At 36.2% G+C, this 22,498-nt stretch carries 19 protein-coding genes; 11 read left to right on the top strand and 8 right to left on the bottom strand.

Annotation, left to right across the window (positions count from 1 at the left end):
* Nucleotides 1–50: 50 nt before the first annotated feature.
* Both ACK4EX_RS01790 and ACK4EX_RS01795 read right to left on the bottom strand, forming a co-directional pair.
* Nucleotides 51–1,292, bottom strand: a complete 1,242-nt coding sequence (locus ACK4EX_RS01790) for a YaiO family outer membrane beta-barrel protein (protein ID WP_409769169.1) — start codon at nucleotides 1,290–1,292, stop codon at nucleotides 51–53.
* Between the two features lie 7 nt (nucleotides 1,293–1,299).
* Entirely contained in the window at nucleotides 1,300–1,668 is a 369-nt protein-coding gene (locus ACK4EX_RS01795) for a response regulator transcription factor (protein WP_124397737.1), read from the bottom strand.
* A gap of 160 nt (nucleotides 1,669–1,828) precedes the next feature.
* On the opposite strand from ACK4EX_RS01795, the gene ACK4EX_RS01800 reads away from it, so the two are divergent.
* The 7 genes from ACK4EX_RS01800 to ACK4EX_RS01830 all read left to right on the top strand — a co-directional run bounded on the left by ACK4EX_RS01800 (nucleotide 1,829) and on the right by ACK4EX_RS01830 (nucleotide 10,040).
* Nucleotides 1,829–2,506: an SIR2 family NAD-dependent protein deacylase gene (locus tag ACK4EX_RS01800; protein WP_409769171.1), complete on the top strand. Its 678-nt coding sequence runs from the start codon at nucleotides 1,829–1,831 to the stop codon at nucleotides 2,504–2,506.
* Nucleotides 2,507–2,616: 110 nt separating this feature from the next.
* The gene (locus ACK4EX_RS01805) at nucleotides 2,617–3,081 is read left to right on the top strand and encodes a hypothetical protein (protein ID WP_409769173.1); all 465 of its coding nucleotides are present in this window, start codon (nucleotides 2,617–2,619) and stop codon (nucleotides 3,079–3,081) included.
* Nucleotides 3,082–3,089: 8 nt separating this feature from the next.
* Nucleotides 3,090–4,325: a transcription termination factor NusA gene (gene nusA / locus ACK4EX_RS01810; RefSeq protein WP_409769175.1), complete on the top strand. Its 1,236-nt coding sequence runs from the start codon at nucleotides 3,090–3,092 to the stop codon at nucleotides 4,323–4,325.
* 33 nt (nucleotides 4,326–4,358) lie between these two features.
* Entirely contained in the window at nucleotides 4,359–7,406 is a 3,048-nt protein-coding gene (infB, locus tag ACK4EX_RS01815; RefSeq protein WP_409769177.1) for a translation initiation factor IF-2, read from the top strand.
* Nucleotides 7,407–7,413: 7 nt separating this feature from the next.
* A complete protein-coding gene (locus tag ACK4EX_RS01820) occupies nucleotides 7,414–8,430 on the top strand; it encodes an NAD-dependent epimerase/dehydratase family protein (protein ID WP_409769178.1) in 1,017 nt (338 codons plus the stop codon).
* Nucleotides 8,431–8,483: 53 nt separating this feature from the next.
* A complete protein-coding gene (locus ACK4EX_RS01825; protein ID WP_409769180.1) occupies nucleotides 8,484–9,425 on the top strand; it encodes an NAD-dependent epimerase/dehydratase family protein in 942 nt (313 codons plus the stop codon).
* A gap of 171 nt (nucleotides 9,426–9,596) precedes the next feature.
* Complete coding sequence (locus ACK4EX_RS01830; RefSeq protein ID WP_409769182.1) at nucleotides 9,597–10,040, top strand: Hsp20/alpha crystallin family protein; 444 nt, start codon at nucleotides 9,597–9,599, stop codon at nucleotides 10,038–10,040.
* A gap of 55 nt (nucleotides 10,041–10,095) precedes the next feature.
* On the opposite strand, the gene ACK4EX_RS01835 is transcribed toward ACK4EX_RS01830, so the two are convergent.
* The 3 genes from ACK4EX_RS01835 to ACK4EX_RS01845 all read right to left on the bottom strand — a co-directional run bounded on the left by ACK4EX_RS01835 (nucleotide 10,096) and on the right by ACK4EX_RS01845 (nucleotide 15,299).
* Nucleotides 10,096–11,499 (bottom strand): OmpA family protein, encoded by a 1,404-nt coding sequence (locus ACK4EX_RS01835; protein ID WP_409769184.1) that lies wholly within the window; start codon nucleotides 11,497–11,499, stop codon nucleotides 10,096–10,098.
* A gap of 205 nt (nucleotides 11,500–11,704) precedes the next feature.
* Nucleotides 11,705–12,706 (bottom strand): agmatinase family protein, encoded by a 1,002-nt coding sequence (locus ACK4EX_RS01840; RefSeq protein WP_409769186.1) that lies wholly within the window; start codon nucleotides 12,704–12,706, stop codon nucleotides 11,705–11,707.
* Nucleotides 12,707–12,713: 7 nt separating this feature from the next.
* Complete coding sequence (locus tag ACK4EX_RS01845; RefSeq protein WP_409769188.1) at nucleotides 12,714–15,299, bottom strand: lamin tail domain-containing protein; 2,586 nt, start codon at nucleotides 15,297–15,299, stop codon at nucleotides 12,714–12,716.
* A gap of 68 nt (nucleotides 15,300–15,367) precedes the next feature.
* On the opposite strand from ACK4EX_RS01845, the gene ACK4EX_RS01850 reads away from it, so the two are divergent.
* Genes ACK4EX_RS01850 through ACK4EX_RS01860 form a run of 3 tightly spaced genes read left to right on the top strand, consistent with a single transcriptional unit; the run spans nucleotide 15,368 to nucleotide 18,635 of the window.
* Entirely contained in the window at nucleotides 15,368–15,979 is a 612-nt protein-coding gene (locus ACK4EX_RS01850; RefSeq protein ID WP_409769190.1) for a 4'-phosphopantetheinyl transferase family protein, read from the top strand.
* Entirely contained in the window at nucleotides 15,976–17,952 is a 1,977-nt protein-coding gene (locus ACK4EX_RS01855; RefSeq protein ID WP_409769192.1) for a TonB-dependent receptor plug domain-containing protein, read from the top strand. The genes ACK4EX_RS01850 and ACK4EX_RS01855 overlap by 4 nt, the downstream gene beginning before the upstream one ends.
* Nucleotides 17,953–17,972: 20 nt before the next feature.
* Nucleotides 17,973–18,635, top strand: coding sequence for a uroporphyrinogen-III synthase (locus ACK4EX_RS01860; RefSeq protein ID WP_409769194.1), 663 nt, complete (start codon nucleotides 17,973–17,975; stop codon nucleotides 18,633–18,635).
* Between the two features lie 22 nt (nucleotides 18,636–18,657).
* Here ACK4EX_RS01860 and ACK4EX_RS01865 read toward each other — a convergent pair whose 3' ends face one another.
* From ACK4EX_RS01865 to ACK4EX_RS01875, 3 genes are read right to left on the bottom strand one after another with little or no spacing between them, the layout of a single operon-like run.
* A complete protein-coding gene (locus ACK4EX_RS01865; protein WP_409769196.1) occupies nucleotides 18,658–18,996 on the bottom strand; it encodes a response regulator in 339 nt (112 codons plus the stop codon).
* Nucleotides 18,996–20,186 carry a PAS domain-containing protein gene (locus ACK4EX_RS01870; protein WP_409769198.1) on the bottom strand — a complete coding sequence of 397 codons (1,191 nt, stop codon included), beginning with the start codon at nucleotides 20,184–20,186 and terminating at the stop codon, nucleotides 18,996–18,998. Before ACK4EX_RS01870 ends, ACK4EX_RS01865 begins: the two co-directional genes overlap by 1 nt.
* 11 nt (nucleotides 20,187–20,197) lie before the next feature.
* Nucleotides 20,198–21,310 (bottom strand): hypothetical protein, encoded by a 1,113-nt coding sequence (locus ACK4EX_RS01875; RefSeq protein ID WP_409769200.1) that lies wholly within the window; start codon nucleotides 21,308–21,310, stop codon nucleotides 20,198–20,200.
* 99 nt (nucleotides 21,311–21,409) lie between these two features.
* On the opposite strand from ACK4EX_RS01875, the gene ACK4EX_RS01880 reads away from it, so the two are divergent.
* Nucleotides 21,410–22,495, top strand: a complete 1,086-nt coding sequence (locus tag ACK4EX_RS01880) for an efflux RND transporter periplasmic adaptor subunit (RefSeq protein ID WP_409769201.1) — start codon at nucleotides 21,410–21,412, stop codon at nucleotides 22,493–22,495.
* Nucleotides 22,496–22,498: the final 3 nt, after the last annotated feature.

Consider the following 22,498-nt stretch of genomic DNA (forward strand, 5'->3'; position numbering starts at 1 on the left):
TAAAGGCTGATAATTATAAAGGCGAACAAAAAAATTAAATAAACCATCCATTACAATAAAATCAATAAACTTCCTATAAATCCATAAACATCAAAGGGTGTACGCGGAGAGGGATTTACTCTCTCATAATAGCCATTTACCCGTATCAGAAGAGCATTTTCAAGCCAAAATTGATAACCTGCCGAAAGTCGTAGTGCCCTTGTGAAAATTGTACCTGCCAGATTAAAGTCGAGGTATTCGCTTTCAGGCGATACCCCATATCCCACCTTAAGATCGATAAAGTGAAGTGGATTATTTAAAAAATATTTATAAGAAACCACCCCGGAAATATTTGCTCCAACATTTCTGAAGGGAGTATAAATAAGCCGAGCACTTGCATAGTTGTTTCCCCAGTATCGACCGGCCGAACCGGTAATGCTATGTAACTTCAATGAACCAAAATCCACATATCTCCAGCCTAAAGATAGTTCAATGTTTTGTGGATTTACAAAAAATGGTTCAGCCGCTATGCGCCAGTAAGGGAAAAGCACTCCATCCGAAAAGCTTACCAATCCATAGAAGTAATTGTTTCTTCCGAATTTTGGATAAAACTCCACCTCGCCCATCCATGAGCGAATGCCAAAGCGTGATGCCAAATGAGCTCGGGGTATAACAATTCCGAAATCAGACTTTGACTGATATTCCAGATAAAACTGATGTCTCGGCCAGGTTGGGTCTGCTCCGATCCAGAAATACATGTAGCCAATCCCAGCAAGTTTGTAATTGTCAGTGATTTTATAGTGAAATTTAATTTCGTTCAATAACGTAGAATCGGCGTTAGGCATCTTAAGCGCTGAGTCAGCCATCTCAACACTGGCCTTGTAACGTCTTTTTTCGTATAGAAATTTGGCCGTATTCGTGATGAGCGATGTAGCACTATCTGGAAATTGTTTGATTGCTAACGCATTGTAATAATTATAACACGTACTGTCTATAGCGTAACAGGTGTTTATACCTATTTTATACAATTGATATTCTTTGGGATATTTTGTAAGAAGTGTATCGAGCATCCTGAAAGTGGAATCAGCCTCCCCATCCCAATACAAGTAATTCAAAAAAGCAAACTGGAGATCTACATAATTTGGGTATTTTAATACCTCCTCTCTGATAAGATTTCGAGCAGCTTTAAAATTTCTGAGTCTCGCTTCTGTGGCTGATTCCTTTAATAGCGAATCAGGGTCAACTTTCTTGACCTGTGCTGAAGAGTATGTGTATATTATGAATGCCATAAAGAGAATCAGCCTTTTTTTCATTCATTTACTATTTCTTGTCCAATAATTTTTTGATGCGCATTATCAGCTCGTTTGGGCTGAAGGGTTTGGTCAAATAATCATCGGCTCCAAGATCAAAAGCTTTTACTACGGCATTTTCTGAATTCAACGCTGTAAGCATTAAGATGGGTGCTTCCGAACCTTTTTCTTTTAATATTTTAAGAAGCTCAAATCCGCTTATATAAGGCATCATAATATCAGAGATTATAATATCAAATTTTTCGTTTTCTATCATGCTCAAGGCACTTTCTCCGTCGTTAGCTACTTTTACGGTGTAGCCTTCTTTCTCCAGTTTAAAGGAGATTGCCTGGCGTATCAAATGATCATCATCTACTACAAGTATTTTAGCTTTCGACATTGTACTTTTTTTAGCTAAATTAAGGTTTAACAAAAAAAAGTCCATAGAAATATTTGTGTAGCTCGCTAATTATATTTGCTTGAATATCAGAATGTAATTAGAAATCGTTTCAAAACCCAAAAAGTTCTTTTTTGGGAATTTATTCTAAAAATAGGAAAAAATGAACATAGTAGTCTTCACTGGAGCGGGCATAAGTGCTGAAGCAGGCATCAGTACTTTTAGGGGTTCTGACGGACTGTGGGATAAATATCGCATTGAAGATGTAGCTACGCCCCATGCTTGGAAAAAAAATCCCAAATTAGTACTCGACTTTTACAATCAACGGCGTAAACAAGTAATCGAAACAACACCCACAGAAGCGCATTTCCTGTTAGCAGAACTACAGAAATTATATCCCTCCACTTCCGTAATAACCCAAAACATCGACGACCTACATGAACGAGCGGGAAGCAAGGTGATACACTTACACGGCGAAATTCGAAAAGCCCGCAGCACTGCCAACGATTCTTTGATTATTGCTATTGAAGGCTGGAGGCTCGACCTTGGCGATCTATGTCCATTGGGTTCACAACTGCGACCACACGTGGTTTGGTTTGGCGAAGAGGTCCCAATGATGAACAAGGCGATCAAATTAGCAAGTGAAGCCGATGTTTTTTTGGTTATTGGTACCTCCCTTCTAGTGTATCCAGCAGCCAGTTTGCTGCATTATGTCCCCGCACATGCTGATAAATGGATTATTGACCCAAATGCTGAAAACATGCATGTACCAGGATTTAAAAAAATATCTCAAAGTGCATCTGCAGGTTTAAAAACTTGGAGAAGTCTTATGAAACTATAAAAAGCACTTCATCTGTCGTAAAGCGATAGAATTTTTGATATAGAGGCAAATATTCCTATATTTGCAAAGCAATTTGAGGGGGAGGATATATCCCCCTATTTTATTATAAAATGTCTGAACTAGAACAAATAAATAAAATAGCTGAAGACGCTGCAGCATCTGTCGATGGCTTTCTTGTATCAGTAAAAATTACTGATAATGAAGCCATAGAGGTATTAGTAGATACTGATAAAGGCATAAGCTTAGATCAAATTGTGCAAGTAACACGCTATATAGAGCAACAACTGCCATCAGATATTTCTGAAAAATTGAGCCTTATGGTTTCATCGCCGGGAGTCGGTGAACCTCTGCAAGTCCATCGCCAATATAAAAAGAATATTGGTAGATTAGCTCAAATCACCTTAAAAGATGGTAAATCTCTGACCGCACGTATAATCGATGTAAACGAAACGCACCTCATTGTAGAAGAGGTTTTAAAAAATACTAAAAAAGGTACAAAACCTAAAACAACAGCACCAAGTTCCATACCCTTTATCAACATATCACAAACGAAAATCAAAGTAGAATTCAAATAATGAAGTCTATGGAAAATATTAATATCATCGAATCTTTAACCGAGTTTAAAGACGAAAAGAATATCGATCGCTCAACCTTAGCAGGTATTATTGAGGAAGCTTTTAAAGCCCAGTTAAAAAAGAAATTCGGTACTGATCAAAACTATAAAATTATTGTAAACCCTGAAAAAGGCGATTTAGAAATTTGGAAAACACGAATAATCGTAGCTGACGACGAGGTACAGGACCCTAATTTAGAAATTGCCCTTTCGGAAGCACTTAAGGTACAGCCGGACTTTGAAATTGGAGAATCACTAACTGAAGCAGTAAGACTTCAAGACCTTGGTCGCCGGTTTGTTTTGGCGTTTAAACAAACATTGGCATCCAAAATCATGGAACACGAAAGTTCACAGATTTTTAAAAAATATAAAGACCTTATTGGAGAAATTGTAACCGGCGAAGTACATCACGTGCGCCCTAAAGCTGTTATCGCGCTTGACGACGATGGAAACGAGCTCATTTTACCAAAAGAACATCAAATTCCCAGCGATTATTTTCGCAAGGGTGATACTGTTAGAGCAGTAGTGCATTCAGTAGTAGTAAAAGGCAACAAGCCTCACATAACCATTTCGCGTACAGATCCGCGCTTTCTTGAGAAACTCTTTGAGCAAGAAGTACCCGAAGTATTTGACGGCTTAATTCTCATCAAAAAAGTAGTGCGCCTACCAGGCGAAAAGGCCAAAGTAGCCGTAGAATCACTTGACGACCGCATCGATCCCGTTGGAGCCTGTGTCGGAATGAAAGGCAGCCGCATCCATGGTATTGTAAAAGAACTCGGCAATGAAAACATCGATGTAATCAATTACACACAAAATACTCAGCTGCTGATAAGCCGTGCCTTAGCTCCTGCGAAAATTAGTTACATGAACATCGACGAAGAGAATAAGCGCGTGGAGGTTTTCCTCAAGCCCGATCAAGTATCTCTGGCTATAGGAAAAAATGGTCAAAACATAAAATTAGCAAGTCAGCTTGTTGGTTATGAAATAGATGTGTATCGAGAATCAGATGAAGATGACGAAGACGTAGAACTTGATGAATTTACTGATGAAATTGAACCCTGGATTATTGAGGAATTCAAGAAAATAGGCTGTGATACTGCTAAGAGCGTATTGGCCCTCAGCGTAGAAGACTTGGTAAACAGAACAGACCTCGAAGAAGAAACCATAATCGAAGTAAGAAAAATACTCTCTGCCGAATTTGAATAAATTCATTATATTTTTGTCACCGATTAAAAACACATGAGTAGTACTAAGCGAAGATTATCAACAGTTTTAGATGAAATTAACATTGGATTTGCCAGAGTAGCAGAGTTTCTGGCTACAAAAGATATTCATGTCGATAACCCAAATGCTAAAATTACAGAAGAGGTATATCAATTACTTATCTCTAAGTTTAGTCAAGATTTATCTCAAAAGAAAAAATCAGAGTCAAAAGTTCAGCAGTTAAAAGAAGATATTGAAGCCATGCGCCTCGAGCGCGAATCACATTTACAAAAGCAACAGACTTCTGATGCAACAACTCACAAAATTAAGACTGAAGTTCCAAAAATCGAGGGTCCAAAAACCATTGGAAAAATTGAACTTGCTACAGAAAAATCTAAAAAAGCTGAGCCTGTAAAAGTAAAAGTAGAATCAGAACCAGAAACTGATGTAAAACACAGAGAAAATACAGCAGTAGAAAGTACACAAATACCAGCAGAAAAAGTTGAAACACTTACACCATCTGTTGTAGAAAAGCCTACTGAAGTTAGTTCTATCATCAGCTCAACAGAATCTGAAGCACAAATCATAAAAGAAAAACAAGAATTAGTCGAAAAAGAAACACCGAAAATTAAAATAACTATTGTAGGAAAATTAGAGGATGTAGATAATGTAGAGAAAGAATCAACTGAGAAAAAAATTAGTCAACCTGAAGAGCGTATTGAAGAAATAAGCCAATCAAAGAAAACTTCGACTTTAGAATCTAAGACAGTAGTAGAAAAAATTAATAAAGAGGAAGAAGAAACAACTTCTTCGGCAGAAAGTAAACCATCAGATACTACAGTAACACATAAGATAGAAACGAAATTTGAAAAGATTGAAGGCCCAAAGCTTACAGGCGAAAAAATCGACCTCTCTAAATTTGAGAAGAAAAAGGAAAAAGATAAGCCAAAAAAAGTAATAGCTACCAATCCACAAGGTCAGATAATTGATAAAGAAGACAAAAAAACAAAAAAGAGAAAACGCATTGTAAAAGATAAAGTAGATCAAGATAAAATTTCTACTCAGAGCACACAAACAGGTCAACCCCAATCTGACAAGAAAAAATTCGATAAACAGGTTGATAGAAAAGATAAAAATCTCAAATTCCAGAAAAAAGAGCCCGTTGAATCCGTAGAGCTGAGCGATGAAGAAATTTCAAAGCAAATAAAGGAAACACTCGAGAAGCTTACGAGCAACAAAAAGGCTAAACTCAATAAGATTAAAAAACTTAAGCGAGATGAGCGCCGTGAAATGATGGCTCTCAACGAACTTCAAGCTGAAGAAGAAAGTAGAACTCTTAAGGTTACAGAATTCGTCACTGTGGGTGAAGTGGCAAACATGATGAACGTTCCAGTTACGAAAGTGATTGCCACCTGTATGTCGCTTGGATTAATGGTTACAATGAATCAACGACTCGATGCAGAAACGTTAAGCATCGTTGCCGACGAATTTGGATACAAAGTGCAGTTTGTCGATGCAGAGATGAGCACCGAAGAGCTCATCGAAGATGAAGAAGACGATGAAGCAGATCTTGTTAAGCGGCCTCCTATCGTAACAGTAATGGGTCACGTGGACCACGGTAAAACATCGCTGCTCGACTACATCCGAAAAACAAACGTAATTGCTGGTGAAGCAGGAGGTATAACTCAGCATATCGGAGCCTACTCAGTAGAAATGCCTGATGGGCAACACATTACCTTCCTCGACACCCCTGGTCACGAAGCATTTACTGCAATGAGAGCGCGCGGTGCTAAAATTACAGATGTAGCTATCATTGTAATTGCTGCCGATGACAATGTGATGCCACAAACCAAAGAAGCCATAGCACACGCACAAGCCGCAGGAGTTCCCATCGTTTTTGCTATCAATAAAATTGATAAACCCAACGCCAACCCTGAAAAAATCAAAGAACAACTGGCCAATATGAATCTTTTGGTCGAAGATTGGGGTGGTAAAATTCAAAGCCAAGAAATCTCTGCTAAAACCGGCCAGGGCGTTAACGAGTTGCTCGAAAAAGTATTGCTTGAAGCTGAATTACTCGACTTGAAAGCTAATCCGAATCGAAGAGCAACTGGTACGGTAATAGAAGCCTCTCTTGATAAAGGAAGAGGCTATGTAAGCACAGTATTAGTACAAAACGGTACGCTCAAAGTGGGAGACATAGTACTTGCCGGTCAGTATGCTGGTAAAGTGCGCGCCCTGCTCGATGAAAGAGGCAAAAACATTAAATCTGCAGGCCCTTCAATGCCAGCCGCTATGCTCGGACTCGATGGCGCACCAGCCGCTGGCGACAAGTTTGTAGTAATGGCTGATGAAAAAGAGGCAAAACAACTTGCTAACAAGCGCCAGCAGCTTCAAAGAGAGCTTTCAGCTCGTGCTCACAGAAAGATCACTCTCGAAGAAATCGGAAGACGCCTTGCGCTCGGCGACTTTAAGGAATTGAACATCATTCTCAAGTGCGACGTTGATGGCTCTGTAGAAGCTCTCTCTGATGCGCTCTCAAAACTTTCTACAGAAAAAATCCAGGTGCGCATACTTCACAAAGGTGTCGGACAGATAACAGAATCAGACGTACTTCTTGCAGCTGCCTCCGATGCCATCGTAATCGGCTTCAACGTACGTCCATCAGCCAATGCTCGTAAAATCGCCGAAAGAGATCAGGTGGAGATTCGCCACTACTCCATCATTTATGACGCAATTGACGATGTTAAAGCTGCAATGGAGGGTATGCTTGCCCCTGAAACGAAAGAAATGATCATTGCTAACGCCGAGGTGCGTGAGACATTCAAAATTTCAAAAGTAGGCACCATTGCAGGTTGTATGGTATTAGACGGAACCATCAAGCGAGGTTGCAAAGTACGTGTCATAAGAGATGGAGTGGTAGTTTACACAGGCGAACTTGCTTCTCTGAAGAGATTTAAAGACGATGTTAAAGAAGTTTCAAAAGGCTACGAATGTGGTCTTAGCATTAAGAATTTCAACGACATAAAAGTAGGAGACATCCTTGAAGCTTACGAAGAAACGCTCGTAAAACAAAAGATTTAATCAAACAGTGAAAGCGCTCGTGACAGGTGGTACAGGACTTGTCGGTTCCCACCTGTGTTTTCATTTGCTTCAAAAAGGTTATAAAGTTAAAGCGCTCTATAGACGAGAAGAAAGAAAAGCTCTAACCAATAAAGTTTTTACTTATTATGACTCCACAAACACTCTTTTTTCGGATATTGAATGGGTAAAAGGAGATTTACTTTACACTCATGATGTTGAAGAAGCCATTAGAGGTGTTAACATAGTGTTTCACACAGCGGCTATGGTCTCTTTTGATCCCGATGATGCCGAAAAAATTATTCGTTACAATGAAGATATTACCAATAATCTCGTAAACGTATTAAAAGAAAAACTCGAGCAAGTATCCTTAATCCATTGCAGTTCAATAGCAGCATTAGGAAAGCCAACAAATTATACTGGACTCATCAATGAAAACATTCAATGGACCGACAGTCCTAACAATTCACCTTATGCCATAAGTAAGTTTTTATCGGAATTGGTTGTGTGGAGGGCTGTGGAAGAAGGGCTCAACATAGGTATTGTAAATCCGGGCATCATCATTGGTCCTGGCTTTTGGACTGAAGGAAGCGGTAAACTTTTTACCACATATCTAAAAGGTTTCCCCTTCTACACCGAAGGAGTAAATGGTTTTGTCGATGTAAATGACGTGGCAAAAGCTATGATATTAATCGCTGAAAATACATTATTCAGCGAAAGATTTATTTTGGTGGAAAATAATTATTCGTACAAAGAAATATTTAATCTTATTTGTGACGCATTAAGCAAGAAAAGACCTAACATTAAAATTGGAGAAATTGCCTCAGAAATTTTCTGGCGCTTTGAATTTTTAAGAAGTAAAATCACTGGAGCCAAACCACTTATTACGAAGGAAACTGCTAAAAGTGCTGTGAATCGAACATTATACGATGGTACAAAAATTCTGAAAAAAACTAACTTCCAATACACTCCGTTAGCACAGAGCATACCTATTTATGCCAAACTCTTGAAAAAGGAAGTGAGCTAACTACACATATGAGCGTATATGTGTAGGTTTGCATGCGGGAAAACAACAAGCCAATGGAAAAAATTTTGATCTTAGGTGCAGCTGGTCAGGTTGGTATTGACTTAACTGAAAAATTAGTTGAAATATTTGGACCTGAAAATGTAATTGCCTCAGACATTAAAATACCTGAAAATCCAAAATGTAAATTCTTGCAGCTTGATGCTTTAGATAAAAAAGCCATTAAAGAAGTAATCACAAAAGAAAAAATTACCACTGTTTATCATCTTGTTGCTATGCTTTCTGCCACAGGCGAAAAAAATCCACTACTTGCCTGGAAGCTCAATATGGATACTCTTTTTACAATTTTGGAATTCGCAAAAGAGGGTCACATTAAAAAGATTTTTTGGCCGAGCAGCATTGCAGTATTTGGCCCGACAACACCAAAAATCAATACGCCCCAATCGACTATAATTGAACCTACTACAATTTATGGCATTAGCAAGTATGCAGGGGAGTTATTGTGCCAATGGTATTATCAAAAGCATAATATTGATGTTCGATCTGTCCGATATCCTGGCTTGATAAGCTGGAAAGCTGAACCAGGCGGGGGCACCACGGATTATGCGGTAGAAATCTTTTATGAAGCTTTAAAAAACAAGTCTTACACCTGTTTTCTTAAAGAAGACACCCGCTTGCCCATGATGTACATGGACGACGCAATTGAAGCGACCATTCAACTAATGTCAGCTGATGCTGAAACGATCAAAACCCGAACATCATACAATGTTTCTGCTTTCGATTTTACACCTTCTGAATTAGCCGCTTTAATAAAAAAACATATACCAGATTTTCAAATTCATTATTTACCAGATTTCAGACAGAATATTGCCGATAGCTGGCCCCATTCTATTGACGATACTCAAGCACGACAAGACTGGAACTGGAAACCCCGTTTTACCTTAGAAAACATGGTTTCAGAAATGCTGTCTAAATTATCCATTAAACTGAAGGTATAATTCTACTTAAATCGGAATATTTGACAGAATAACCCGAAAAACAACACATAAAGTAGGTCATTTTTTCAGTTTTTTCAATAAAATTTAATATAAAACTGGCAAAAATTCATAAAAACAGCTCAGGTATAAAGATTGGAAAGTAAAGTATAGTCTAACTAAAACCTCAAAGCCATGAGCACACTGATGAAAAGACCAGCAATGGGATTTGGAATGATCCCTTCAATTCTGGATGAAATCTTCAACGACGATTTCTTCAGAATTCCTGTAGCTTTTCCGAAAGCTCCCGCTTATCCTGCGGTTAATATTAAAGAAAGCGATACAGATTACAAAGTAGAGATGGCTGTTCCTGGCCTTAAAAAAGAAGATATAAAAGTAAATCTTGAAAAAGGTGTTCTTACTATTAGTTTTGAAAAGAAAGAAGAACACGAAGAAAAGGATAAATACACTCGCAGAGAGTTCGTATATCAATCTTTCAGCAGATCTTTCACTATACCTGAAGACGAAATCGATGTAGAAAAGATTAGAGGTGATTATAAGGATGGTATCTTAAACATCACTTTGCCTAAAAAAGCAAAAGCCGAAGTTTCAACATCCAGAATGATTGAAATTAAATAAGGGATTCAATAATAAAAAAGCCGGCCAATGGCCGGCTTTATTTTTATCCTTATTTTTATTGAATAATGAATTCAACTCTTCTATTGATATTTAAGAGTCTTGGTGATAGAGGTTGAGATTTTCCTGCTGATTCAGCTGATAAGCGAGATCTATCGATGCCAAAATTCTTTACAAGATACTCAATAGCAGCTTCAGCTCTTCTCTGTCCAAGACGTCTGTTATACTCCTCCCCACCAGTTTTATCGGTGTGACCTACAACTGTTAGTTTCATATTCGGATTTGCATTCAACAGTCTAGCAATGACTGCCATTCTATCGGCATTAGCAGAAGTAACTACCGCTGAATTTGTAGCAAAGTAAATCTGAGGTATAAAAGCATTACTTATGCTACCTCCAATACCAACACTGATAGCTCGACCTCTCACATCTACTAAGGATCCTTTGGGTGTATTAGGTTCAAGATCACGAGAATCGGGTACCCCATCACCGTCTGAATCAAGTTCACGACCTCTGCTATCTACTTTAGCTCCTTTTGGAGTAAATGGATCCTCATCTAAATGATCAGGAATTCCGTCACCATCAATGTCAAGAGCTCGTCCCGCACCATCAACCACAGCCCCTTTAGCAGTATTAGGTTCTTTATCAAACATATTGGGTACTCCGTCACCATCGTCATCTTTTGTAATCTTATCCATATCTCTGCGCACTGATGCAGCAAAATCATATATGTCAGACATCGCGGAGCGATACACTACAGATTCTTTCTTACCAGCCTTAGTTCCAAAATTGTATGTAGCGCCTACTGAGGTGAATATTACTTGATCATTGGTTGATCCATATACAGTACCGTCGATTAGGTCTGAATTAAAGAAAAAACCTTTAACCCCTGCATCAAAATCCCAAGTATTAGAAAGTTTGTACTTGTAGATAAAACCTACAGGTACTGCTACAGCTTGTCTCCAATTAAAACCGGATGTGTATTTAAATGGTTGGTTGTTTTTGAATACATCGAAGTCATAAATAGTAAAACCATAACCAACAGAACCTATAAATGCGTGTCTTGTCGGACGAACCTCACCCATTCTGAAAGCATTCACAAAATTTATAGAAGCATTGATTTCAGGTATAATTACGGAGCCAATAAAGTGAAGTCCTGGTACATTCCCTGATTGAGAACCAGGAGTTCCAGTAATTCTACCAGCGGTTAATGCTGCTTGGATACCAAAAAAAGGATTAATAAATTTTGTGATATGACCATAACCAGCAGCAGTAAATCCTCCACGAGCATTGGACCTAGTATATTGATCACGACCTTGTTGAAAGCTTTTTAAATCACCCAACATATATGTGTGACCTATTCCACCTCCTATTGACCATGTTCTGTACTCATCCAAATAATTCGATTGACTGAAAACATGTAAGGTAAGTAGAGTGAAGCCAAGGAGTGAAACTTTTTTCATACTATATTTATTTATGTGGCAAATTTATAGATACATTTATTAATTAAAGCATAAAAGGAAAATTTTTAAATCATTAAATTTCAGTTTAAATTATTTATCTTTTTGTCTTCCAATACTTTACAAAATTTATTAATTCTTACAACTTACTGAATTGCTTAAAAAATTATCTAAAAGTTACCACATTTTTTTTAAAAAATAGGACATTTTACAAAATAGTGTTACAGAGCATATAAAGTGTCCGAGCTCCTACGTTTTGATTCCAATCGGTTGTGTAATGCACTCCGACTTCATTTAGATCAGCTCCAATGATGTTTTTACCTGAATTTTTTATGTTTTCTAATAAATATTGAACTTCTTCGAATTCTAATCCGCCTGGAACAGGAGTACCGGTATTTGGACACAGTTTAGGATCTAATCCATCGATGTCAAATGAAATATATACCTTTTCTGGTAAACTGTCAATAATTGAATGACTGATCGCATCCCAACTCTCACCTCTGTATTTTCTCTTTTGCATTTCGAAACTAAAGAATATTTCCGCTCTTGTACCAAGACTCTTAGCGAATTCTAATTCTTCATCACAATAGTCCCGAATCCCCACCTGAACGACCTTTGAAACCTGTGAAAGCTGCATAAAATTATAGCTGATAGACGCATGTGAATACGTAAATCCTTCGTATGCCTTTCGAAAATCCATATGGGCATCTATCTGAAGCACACCAAAGGACTCATGCTTTTTTGCTAATGCTCGAAGATATCCCAATGGTGTGCTGTGATCGCCACCAAGAAGAATTACCTTTTTACCCAGTTCTAAAAAATGAGTTGCCTGATCTTGTACCCACTTATTCATTTCTTCACAAGCAGCATCTACAGCTTTGAAAAAGGCATGGTCGGGCGTTTCGTAAGCAATATTTTCGAGATAGTTTACCACTTTCTCTCGCCAAAAGGAGCTTTTTTCATAGATTTCAATTGAGGGCTCTGGCATATAAATTCCTTTTCTCCATGCTCCCGGATTCAATGGATGGTACAGATCAACCTGTTTTGATGCCTCTTTTATTGCAGCGGGTGCATCAGCTGTACCTTCGCCGTAACTTACCGTTACTTGCCATGGAACCGGTAAAATGATGAGCTCAGCATCTTGTTCATCAAAAGGAAGCCCGAAAATGCCGTCGTGAAGAGCAGGCCCGTTGGGATCGAATTCTACCATTTTAGTATTAATAAGTTACTCCTACAGATGATTTTAAAATTCTTCTACCTTTTTCAGGATGGAACAGGTCAAAGATTACAACATAAATGCCTAATGATACCCTTCTGCCCTTTTCATCCGTGCCATCCCAAACGAAAAATCCTCTATCAGAAAGCAATTCAGAAGTTGCTACCGTTTTAATTAGATTTCCATTTACATCTGAAATCTGTAAAGTTCCAATGTAATTATTGTCGTCTAATTGATAATGTATCTGCACAAAATCGTTGTATCCATCATTGTTTGGTGAAAACGTTTTTGGAACAACTTCTAGATCTTGATCCGTACTACTATCGACCACTTGCTGTGAATTTTTATAGCCTGGAGTTGCAAAGCCTACTTGTTGTGAGGCTGATTTCCAGTATCTACTGTCATTCTTAGGAGCAGAGTATGAAATTCTTTCTAAAGAAACACCTTTTGGATTTCGAACCAAAGGCGAATGCATTTTTTCATCGTACTCAAAATGATCAAGTACTTCTAAATCAGCATTTAATAGGGCAATACTGCCAGACCCAATGTTCATCGTTGGTAGCGAGGATTGAATAAAACACGTTCGACATTTTGTTGTGTAAAAATTTAGAACACCAGATATTGAATTAGTAACCACTAAATATGCACCTGGAAGAAATAAAATAGATTCTGCTGTTATATCTCGTACATTTTGAATTTGACCTCCCACTAAATTGGCTAATTTGATTTTTGAAAGGTCTAAAACTTTTGAAGAAATATTTACAATTTCAATAAACTTGGCTCCATTGGTAGGCTGATTAAATAACAATTCGTTTAATATAACATCACCTGGCTTAGGGGAAAGTGGTAATCCAAAATAATAAACTTCGGAAATTGCCGGCATCGATTGACAATCTGTTGGTCTTACTATTGCCTCCAATTCATATAAAGTACCTTCTACTAGCGGTTCAATTAATTCAATTATCAAAGAATTATCGGCTGTTGAATCGTACGTAACCGATAAAATACCAGGATCTGGCCTAATAGTGAAATCCGGTAATACAGGAGGTGAAGGGTGTAAAGATTTATTGAAATTCAGCTTGATTCGAGTAGAGGTTGGTATTGAAATGTTTAAAATCCGAAAGGGAAGGGTATCCGGATTGGCCGAGTAAACAGAATTTTTTCGCCCTGGAGTTCCTCCAGATGGATGCGTGGACTCACGCCAATTTCGCTCCTGACCACAAAAGTTAGTTGGATCTACTTGTTCTAAAGACCATCCACCCTCTCTTTTTGCTGATGAAGCATACCACTGATCGGAATATGTGACCGAATGGATGAGTTCACTGTTTGAATTAAGCAGCCGAAGTCGAGCACCGGAGTTAGTTAGTTGAGTGCTCGACATATTTACTCCAATTGTATTAATGTCAGTGGGAAACATAGCCACTGCCTGATTACGAGTAATTACAGCATAAGAATCTGCAGGTATTACGCCGTTTAAAGCAATCGAGGTGTTGTTTACCATTAATCGCCAGCCAGAAAGAGATACTGGCACATTTAATCGGTTATAAAGCTCAATGTATTCCGCGTCAGGAAGCCCCACCACCGGCGTTGGATCAGCAAGAATTTCATTAATGACTACATCAAAAGTTTTTACAACTGTGTAGGCTAATGGTAAAATAACCTTGACCATTTCATTTCCAGCCAAATCTGTAACCTCTTCAATGGTTATAGAATACGACTTATTAACTTGTAAAGGAGAACTAAGCGATAAGAGAACTTCTTTAGAGCTTCCAGGTAAAAATTGAACCGAAATGGGTACCCCTATACCATCAGAAATGAAATAATTTCCGGGAAAAACTGCAGTATTTGAAACTGGTTCACTATATCGAATCATTACCTGCGTAGGCGAAGTGGCGACTACCGATGTTACCGAGGGGGGTATTGTGTCTTTGAATTCTTCAGCTTGCACCACAAAGTCGTCGAAAAACATTTTGTCGAAGCGGGTAGAAGTGAAACGACACAGCACACCAAAAAAAGACGATCGCCTGAATGTCGTATCAAAGGCAGTACCTGCAACGATATAATTTGGAGTAGTTGCCGTTGAAGTATCATACAGTAACGTCCAAACTCCATTGTTGTTTTCAACCCGAATCCGGGCATTTACCACATTTGTATTTACAACATTGTCTACAGATTCTATCAGAATAGTATTTGTAGTGCCATTTCGACGAATGAGACTAATTCTTCTATTTGTAGTACCCCCAATGCGCACGAAGTAGCCATTCACCGCTTCAGATAAAGCAGGCACATTTGATACAATAAACACCTGCGCAAAATTTTGAGTAGAGGGGTTGAACTCGAGCCGAACTTTAAACTGCCAAAAACCATTAAATGCTGCTGTACTTGCTGTAGATAGCCAGGATGAACCGCTTAATGTAGTATCATAAAGCTGTAATTCGCCATTGTGTACTCTGAAATGAGCAGTCATTCCTTGCCATGGAGGATTCGCAGTGAAATTGCCATCCGAAAAATCGTCTTGCCAAATTGGTTGAGGATGAACGGCAATCCATAGTTGACACAAAATAACCGTGAGAATAAGCGACTTCATATCACTATGGCAAAAATATACATGTAACATCCAGGCCTACCTTTGGACTTATAAAATTACAATACTTCATGGAATTTGTGTTTTCTCTTGTTACCGATCAACTTAATGTAAAAATTTGTCAAATTCAGCCTAATGAAAGTTTTTATCTAGAAAAATATCCTTTAAATACCATAGATCGAGAGAGATTATTATTCTTTTCTAACAAAGAAAAGAAACTTGAATTTTTAGCCGGTAGAGCATGTGCATGGGAGGTAACAGAGTATAAAGTTGAATTTGAATGTTTTGAAAATACCCCCCCCAAAGCTGAATGTGGTTTTTTAAGTTTAGCACACACAAATGGATATGCAGCTGCAGCATACCATAAGACAAAAAAAATAGGCATTGATATCGAACGACAAAACAGAAACATTAGAAACAATATCTTAAAAAGATTTGCTAACTACGATGAACTTTCAAATATAAAAACAAATAAAGATAAACTTAAGCTCTGGTGCGCTAAAGAAGCTGTTTATAAGGCAGGACATACTAAGGGATTAGAATTTAAAACGAATGTTAAAATTCGCTGGTTAAAAACAGGACATGGCGTGGGAACTATTGAATACTTAAAAAATTTGCAGTCCTTTCATTTAACCTATTTTGAAAGAGAAGAAATTGTATGTGTAATAGCTATAGAAATATGAAAAAAATTAGCATACTATTTTTAACTATAAATTGTCTTCATGCTTACTCCCAAAAAGATACATCTATCATCCTAAAAGAAGTAGTGGTAAAAGCAAGCCGACAAACTTATACTCTTAAGGAAGCTCCAAAAAACATACACATAGTCTCTTCTGAAGAAATCAAGACATCTACAGCGCGCTCAATAGCTGACATACTGTACCTCGTACCAGGAATAGATGTTCGAAGTAGAGGACCTTTTGGAATACAAACAGATATCGGAATCAGAGGAGGAACTTTTGATCAAACACTTATAATGATTGACGGGATAAAAATGATAGATCCACAAACAGGACATCATGCCATGAATTTACCCATACAGCCTCAAGACATCGAACGTATAGAAATACTACCTGGAGGAGCCTCAAGAATATTTGGTCAGGGAGCTTTTTCAGGTGCTATTAATATAGTAACTAAAACACAAAACGAAAAACAAAAACAAGTAGGTGTTATTGCTGGTCAATATAGGTTGTTAGAGGGTAATTTTAAATTAAATAATACAATAAATGATAATTGGATATTTTATAATTCCATTAATTTTCTAAGACATGATGGGTATAATTATAACACAGACGCTGAAAGATTTTCCCTAAATTTAAAAGCTTCTAAATCATCTAAAAAATATAGTATATCACTTTTTACAGGCATAAATACAAGCAGATTTGGAGCTCAAAATTTTTATTCTTTTTTGTATCCAGAACAGCATGAATCTATTAAACATCTTTTGACAGCTTTTACTTATACATATTATGGTGATTTGTGGACGCATAAATTGAATGTATATTACAGAGAGCATCACGATCGTTTTGAACTATTTAGAGAAGACAGAAACTTTTACAGCCGATCATCTGAAAATTACTTCATAAAGGATAATGAGGATACTGCAAAATTTTTAAACGGTACGTACTATCGTGGACACAATTTCCACCTTACTCGCACCAGTACCATTGATTGGAACAGCACACTTGATATGGGATTTTTCGGAAATTTAAATCTTGGATACGAATTCAGAAGCGAATGGATATGGAGTAACAGACTGGGCTTTAATCTTTTGGAATCAGTTAAAATGCCTTTTGAAGAAAATATATTGCTAACGCGCTATCACAATAGAATAAATAATTCTCTTAGTATTGATCACTATCTTCCCATCACCGAAAAGGTGTCGATTAATTATGGTATTTGGAGAAATATTAATAGCTTTTTTGGATCAAATACCATGTACGGTTTAGATGTTTTGTGGAAAAAAAACCAAAACCAATCTTTTTTTATTGGATTTAATAAGTCTTTTAGAATGCCTACATACACAGATTTGTTTTACAATGTAGGAGGCGCAATTGGCAGTATAAATCTCAGGCCTGAAATTTCCTTTAACTACGAAGCAGGGATGCGAAAATTTAATCAATCTTCGGGCAGTAGTATTTCATTTTTTGTAAGAGATTCTAAGCAATTAATTGATTGGATTCGTTATCCAGACTCAAATCAAGTATATGCAGCCAATATTACTCATGTATTATTTTACGGATTGGAGGGTTATTATAAAAAACTCTTTAATATAAATCCTCTGAGAATTAATTGGATACAACTGAATGCATCTTACACAGATTTTACGCGCATTAATCAAAATTTTACTTCTCTTTACGCTTTAGATATTCTTAAATACAAGGTTGCACTATCAGCAGCGCATCGATTGAAAAAAAATCTCGACTTATCTTATCAAATTATTTACTTGAATCGGAAAGGATCCTACAGAGATTTTAATAATACTAATAATGCATATCCTGAAACTATTTTAGTAAATTTCAAAACTACTTATTCTGTATATAAAAACACAATTTTTCTCGAAATATCTAATTTACTCGATCAGGTACACATGGACAGAGGTGGAATACTTTTGCCGGGCAGATGGATTAGAATGGGTTGGTCGCATGATTTTTAATTATGATTAGAGTTATATCTTTGAAAGAACTTAATGCAGATGATTTGAGCATTTTTTCTTCCTATCCCGATGTTATTTTCCAAACTATTTCACCTTTCGAAATAGAGTTTTTAGAAGTAAATTATTCATTTAATCCAAGTAATGAAATTTATATTTTCACCAGTCAAAACGCTATTCTTTCGGTAGAAGATAATTTAAAGTTTTTTGAAAATGTAAATTGTATTTGCATAGATGGTAAAACAAAAAAATTAGCTGAAGAAAACGGATATCGAATTCTTTTTACAGGCTATACTTCGGAAGAATTAATACAGAAACTTCAAAAGTTCAACACCTCTAAAAAGTTTGTTCATATTTGTGCCAATGATCGGATGAAGCATATTTCAAATTTTTTTCAAAAAAATAATCATATAAAATTTGTTGAACTGATTACGTACAAAAAATTACTCAAAAAAATAGAAAATATTGAACAGCCTGACTTTTTATTAGCCTTTAGTCCGTCAGGATTACAAACAATTCATAATTTAGTACTTGATAAAAAAGTTATTATCATTTGTATAGGAAATACTACTGCCCAAAAATGCGAAGAATTAGGTTTTAAAAATTATATTGTTGCAGCAAAACCCGATAAAAAAGAAATTTTATTACTGCTCAAGCAACGACTTGACCTTTTGAAAAAAACTTGACAGTTGATTCCTGTTTAAGGGTTTAATAAAAAAAATCGATCACTTTTTGATAGTTTTTTGCCTTCTCCTGGTCGCGACTGTCGATAGAAGAAGTAACCAAAGCCACATATGCCTTAAGACCGTGTATATACTCTATTCGATCTAAAAAATCCCATCCACTTATACCAGGCATATTGATGTCTAATAAGATTATATAGCAGTTTTCAGGTGAAAAAGTAGCACTTTGTAGGTACTCTAATGCGCTTTCACCACTTATAAAATTTTCTACCTCATTACAAAACCCTGTAGCCTTAACAAGCATCTTATGAAGCATTAACGTCACGTCATCATCGTCTACGTTTAGTACAACAATTCTACTCATTAGTCGAGATTCTCTGTTTTTTTAATAATGAGGTGTATGGTAGCATCTAACTCCTTTGCTGAATCATAAATAAGCTTGCGCAAAGAAACATCATCGTATTCAGATTCGCGCAATAAATCATACATTTCAATTAACCCCATCAGTCTGGCTAATGGTGCACGCACCACATGAGATTGCGTCCACGCAATTTCTCGAAGTTTTAGGTTTTGTAAGGTCAGTTTCCTTAGAGCATCTTTTTCTTTGGAAATATCATGTATGGCACCAATGATTCTTATTGGCTTGCCATCTTGATAAATTATCACAGCTTTATTTAAAACATCCTTGTAGGCTCCCGTTGAATCACGCAATCGATATTCTTCTTGCCAAAATTCGTGCTTGTGATTAATTGCATTATTAATGCTGTTTATTACGCGATCGATGTCGTCCGGGTGGCAAAATTCCTTCCATCCATTCAAATCTTTTGGTATATTTTTTAATTTATGTCCAAAAAATATCTCAAAATTTTCAGTCCAAGAAAATGAACCGGTTTCATAATTCCAGTCCCATATAGCATCGGTAGTTGCCTTAGCCGCGTATCTGAATTGTAAGTTTGCATTTTCTAATTCCTCAAGATATTTCTTTTTTTCATGAATGTCTTTGATTAAAAGTAAAATCTTTTCCAAATCATCATCTGTAATCTTATAAATTGAAATTTCAACCCAAGTTGGTATATTTTTTTCTTTTAGAAATTGTATTTCAAAAGTAATTTTATCGCTTGATTTGTATTCCTTATTATTATATAGTACTTGAATTTTCTCTTTAATTTTTATCAAATCTTTTTCATTAAAATATCCCTCAAAAAAAGTATTTTTTGCATTATAATAATCCTCTTTTTGCATATATCTCAAAGCTGTAGAATTGATATACTCAATTTTATCATTGACAAAGTCATATAATACAAGTATTTCATCTGTAAATTCAGATAAGAGATTTAGATAAAAGGTCTTTTGTTTTAAATTTATAGCTGTGATAATTTCATTTGTAATATCAACAAGTACACCTTGATATTTAATATATTTACCTTTTCGGATATTAACTACTTTCTGTAAAATATGTTTTACATTTCCGTCAGGGAATTTAAAGCGTATAGTACCATCTTTTAATTCTTTTCCATCCAAAATATTTTTATAGTTCTCATGCACAAAAGGCATATCCTCTGGAACTATATATTCAAAAAGTTTTTTGCATCTTCTAAAGATTCAATTGTAAGGCCAAATATTGTTGAAATTCTCGGAGAGATAAATTTCTTATTATCCTCTGTATCGAAAGACCAATAGGCAAAATTTAATATCCTTTCGGCGTTCTGTAGCTGCTGAAGGTAAATTTCTTTCTCTCTGTTTGTTTCATATTGCTCAGTGATATTTCGAACAATAATCATTGTATTATCACTATCATAATCTACAAATCTAGCTTCATAATGCTCAGATTTATCGTGCATAGGTAAGGCATAAACAAAAGGAATCTTTTTATATTCAACATCTTGAATTTTTTTTACTATTTCATTCGCAATAAACGAAGGAACAAAATACCTTATATCCTTCCCAAGCAAATATTCTTTTTTTACTAAAATATCTGATTCATCTTTATAATAAAAAAACTTTACAATATAAGTTTTGTTATCTACAAGAATCAAAATATCAGGTAAACTACGAATTACAGAATCTAGAAGTTTTTTCTGATGTTCTATTTCCTCAAGATATTTTTTATACTTAGTAATATTATTGGAGTGAGCAATTATGTAAGATTCCTTATTAAGTATGATATGTTTTAAAAAATATATTTTGTAATGTTTTATATCATTATCTACCTGAATTTTGTACTCATATTCAAAAGTATCGATCTTATTTCTTCTTAAATCTTCTATGACATCTTGTATAAAAGTAAAATCGGTATATTTATGATAGATTTTTTTTATTTCATTTATATCTAATACAACATTATTTTTTGAGAGAAAAGGTGTATGGCCATAAATAAAAACTTCACCTGTTTTCAAATTGAAAATCCAAGAAAAAGACTGAGAGTTGTTTAAGATCATTTCTTGAATCCTAGAAAGTATTTTTACTTTTTCTATATTTAAAATCTCTCTTTTGTAAAAAGTATAAGTAGCTATCAAAACTACAATTGTAGAAAGAGACACAAATAATATCCCCTTGTAGGTCTGAAACCGAGAATAATCCGAAAAACCGAAATAAGTATGATCAATAATATCTGTAATAAATATCCAAAGAGAGCTAAAAGTCAGATATATTAATGAAATTAAAATAATTTTTTTCACCCCCTGTGAATAATGTTCAAAAGTAACATTTATAATTAACCATGCGATAAGAAATTTAATAACCTCCCAAAAAAATATTTTTGTGTAAAAATTAAAGTGTTGAAGAGAATACTATTTTGGCTTTTATCGGCCGTTATAATGGCAGTAACAAGCAGTTGTAAAGATAGGGAAAAGAAAGCTGAGAATCCTGAATTTGTAGAAGTTATTAAACTTAATGCAATTGACACTTTGTTGAAAGAAGATTTTATTGCAGAAATTAGAGCACTCCAAAATGTAGAAATTAGAAGCCGTCTAAAAGGTTATCTGGAGGATCTCTATGTAGATGAAGGGAAATCGGTAACCAAAGGTCAAGTGCTTTTTAAAATCAACGATGAGGAATATCGCCTTAATCTGAGTAAAGCGCGAGCCAAGGTAAAAAATGCCATTGCTGCCGAAAAAAATGCATTAGTAGAGCTCGAGCGCACCAAAAAACTTTCGGAAAACAACATCGTTTCGCCCGGCGAGCTCGAGCTTGCCCAAAGTCGCCTAAATGCTGCCCGAGCAAATGTAGAAGAGGCCGAGGCCGAAGAAAATATGGCTATGGTTCAGCTCAATTACACATTGGTCAGAGCACCTTTCTCCGGATCTATCGACCGCATTTTGCAGCGCAGAGGCAGCCTTGTTGATGAAGGTACCCTGCTCACTACCATAAGTGAACTCGACAATGTGTATGCATACTTTAACCTCTCAGAACGCGAATACCTTGAGCTGAAAAAAGAATTTAATGACAACACTTTTATAGGTCAGGAAGTGAGTTTACAGCTGGTAGATGGCTCTACCTATCCGGAAAAAGGTGTAATCGAAACAATGGAAAGCGAGTTTGAATCATCAACTGGTAACATTTCGATACGCGCGAAATTTCCGAATAAGAAAAAAATACTCAAACATGGCTCTTCCGGAAGAATTATTTTCAATCGGAAGGTAAATGACGGAATTTTTGTGCCTCATAAGGCTGTGATTGAACTTCAAGATAAATACTATGTCTTCAAAGTGGATTCAAACAACAGAGCTAAAATGATTCCCATCGTTCCCAAGAAGAGGCTGACGAATGTGTACTGGATTCAGAGTGGATTAAATGCCGGTGATATTATCGTAATTGAAGGCATTCAGAAGATCAAAAACAACACCCTGGTTACCTACAAATAACAT

The sequence above is a fragment of the Thermaurantimonas sp. genome (genome assembly GCF_046299575.1).
GTDB lineage: Bacteria > Bacteroidota > Bacteroidia > Flavobacteriales > Schleiferiaceae > Thermaurantimonas.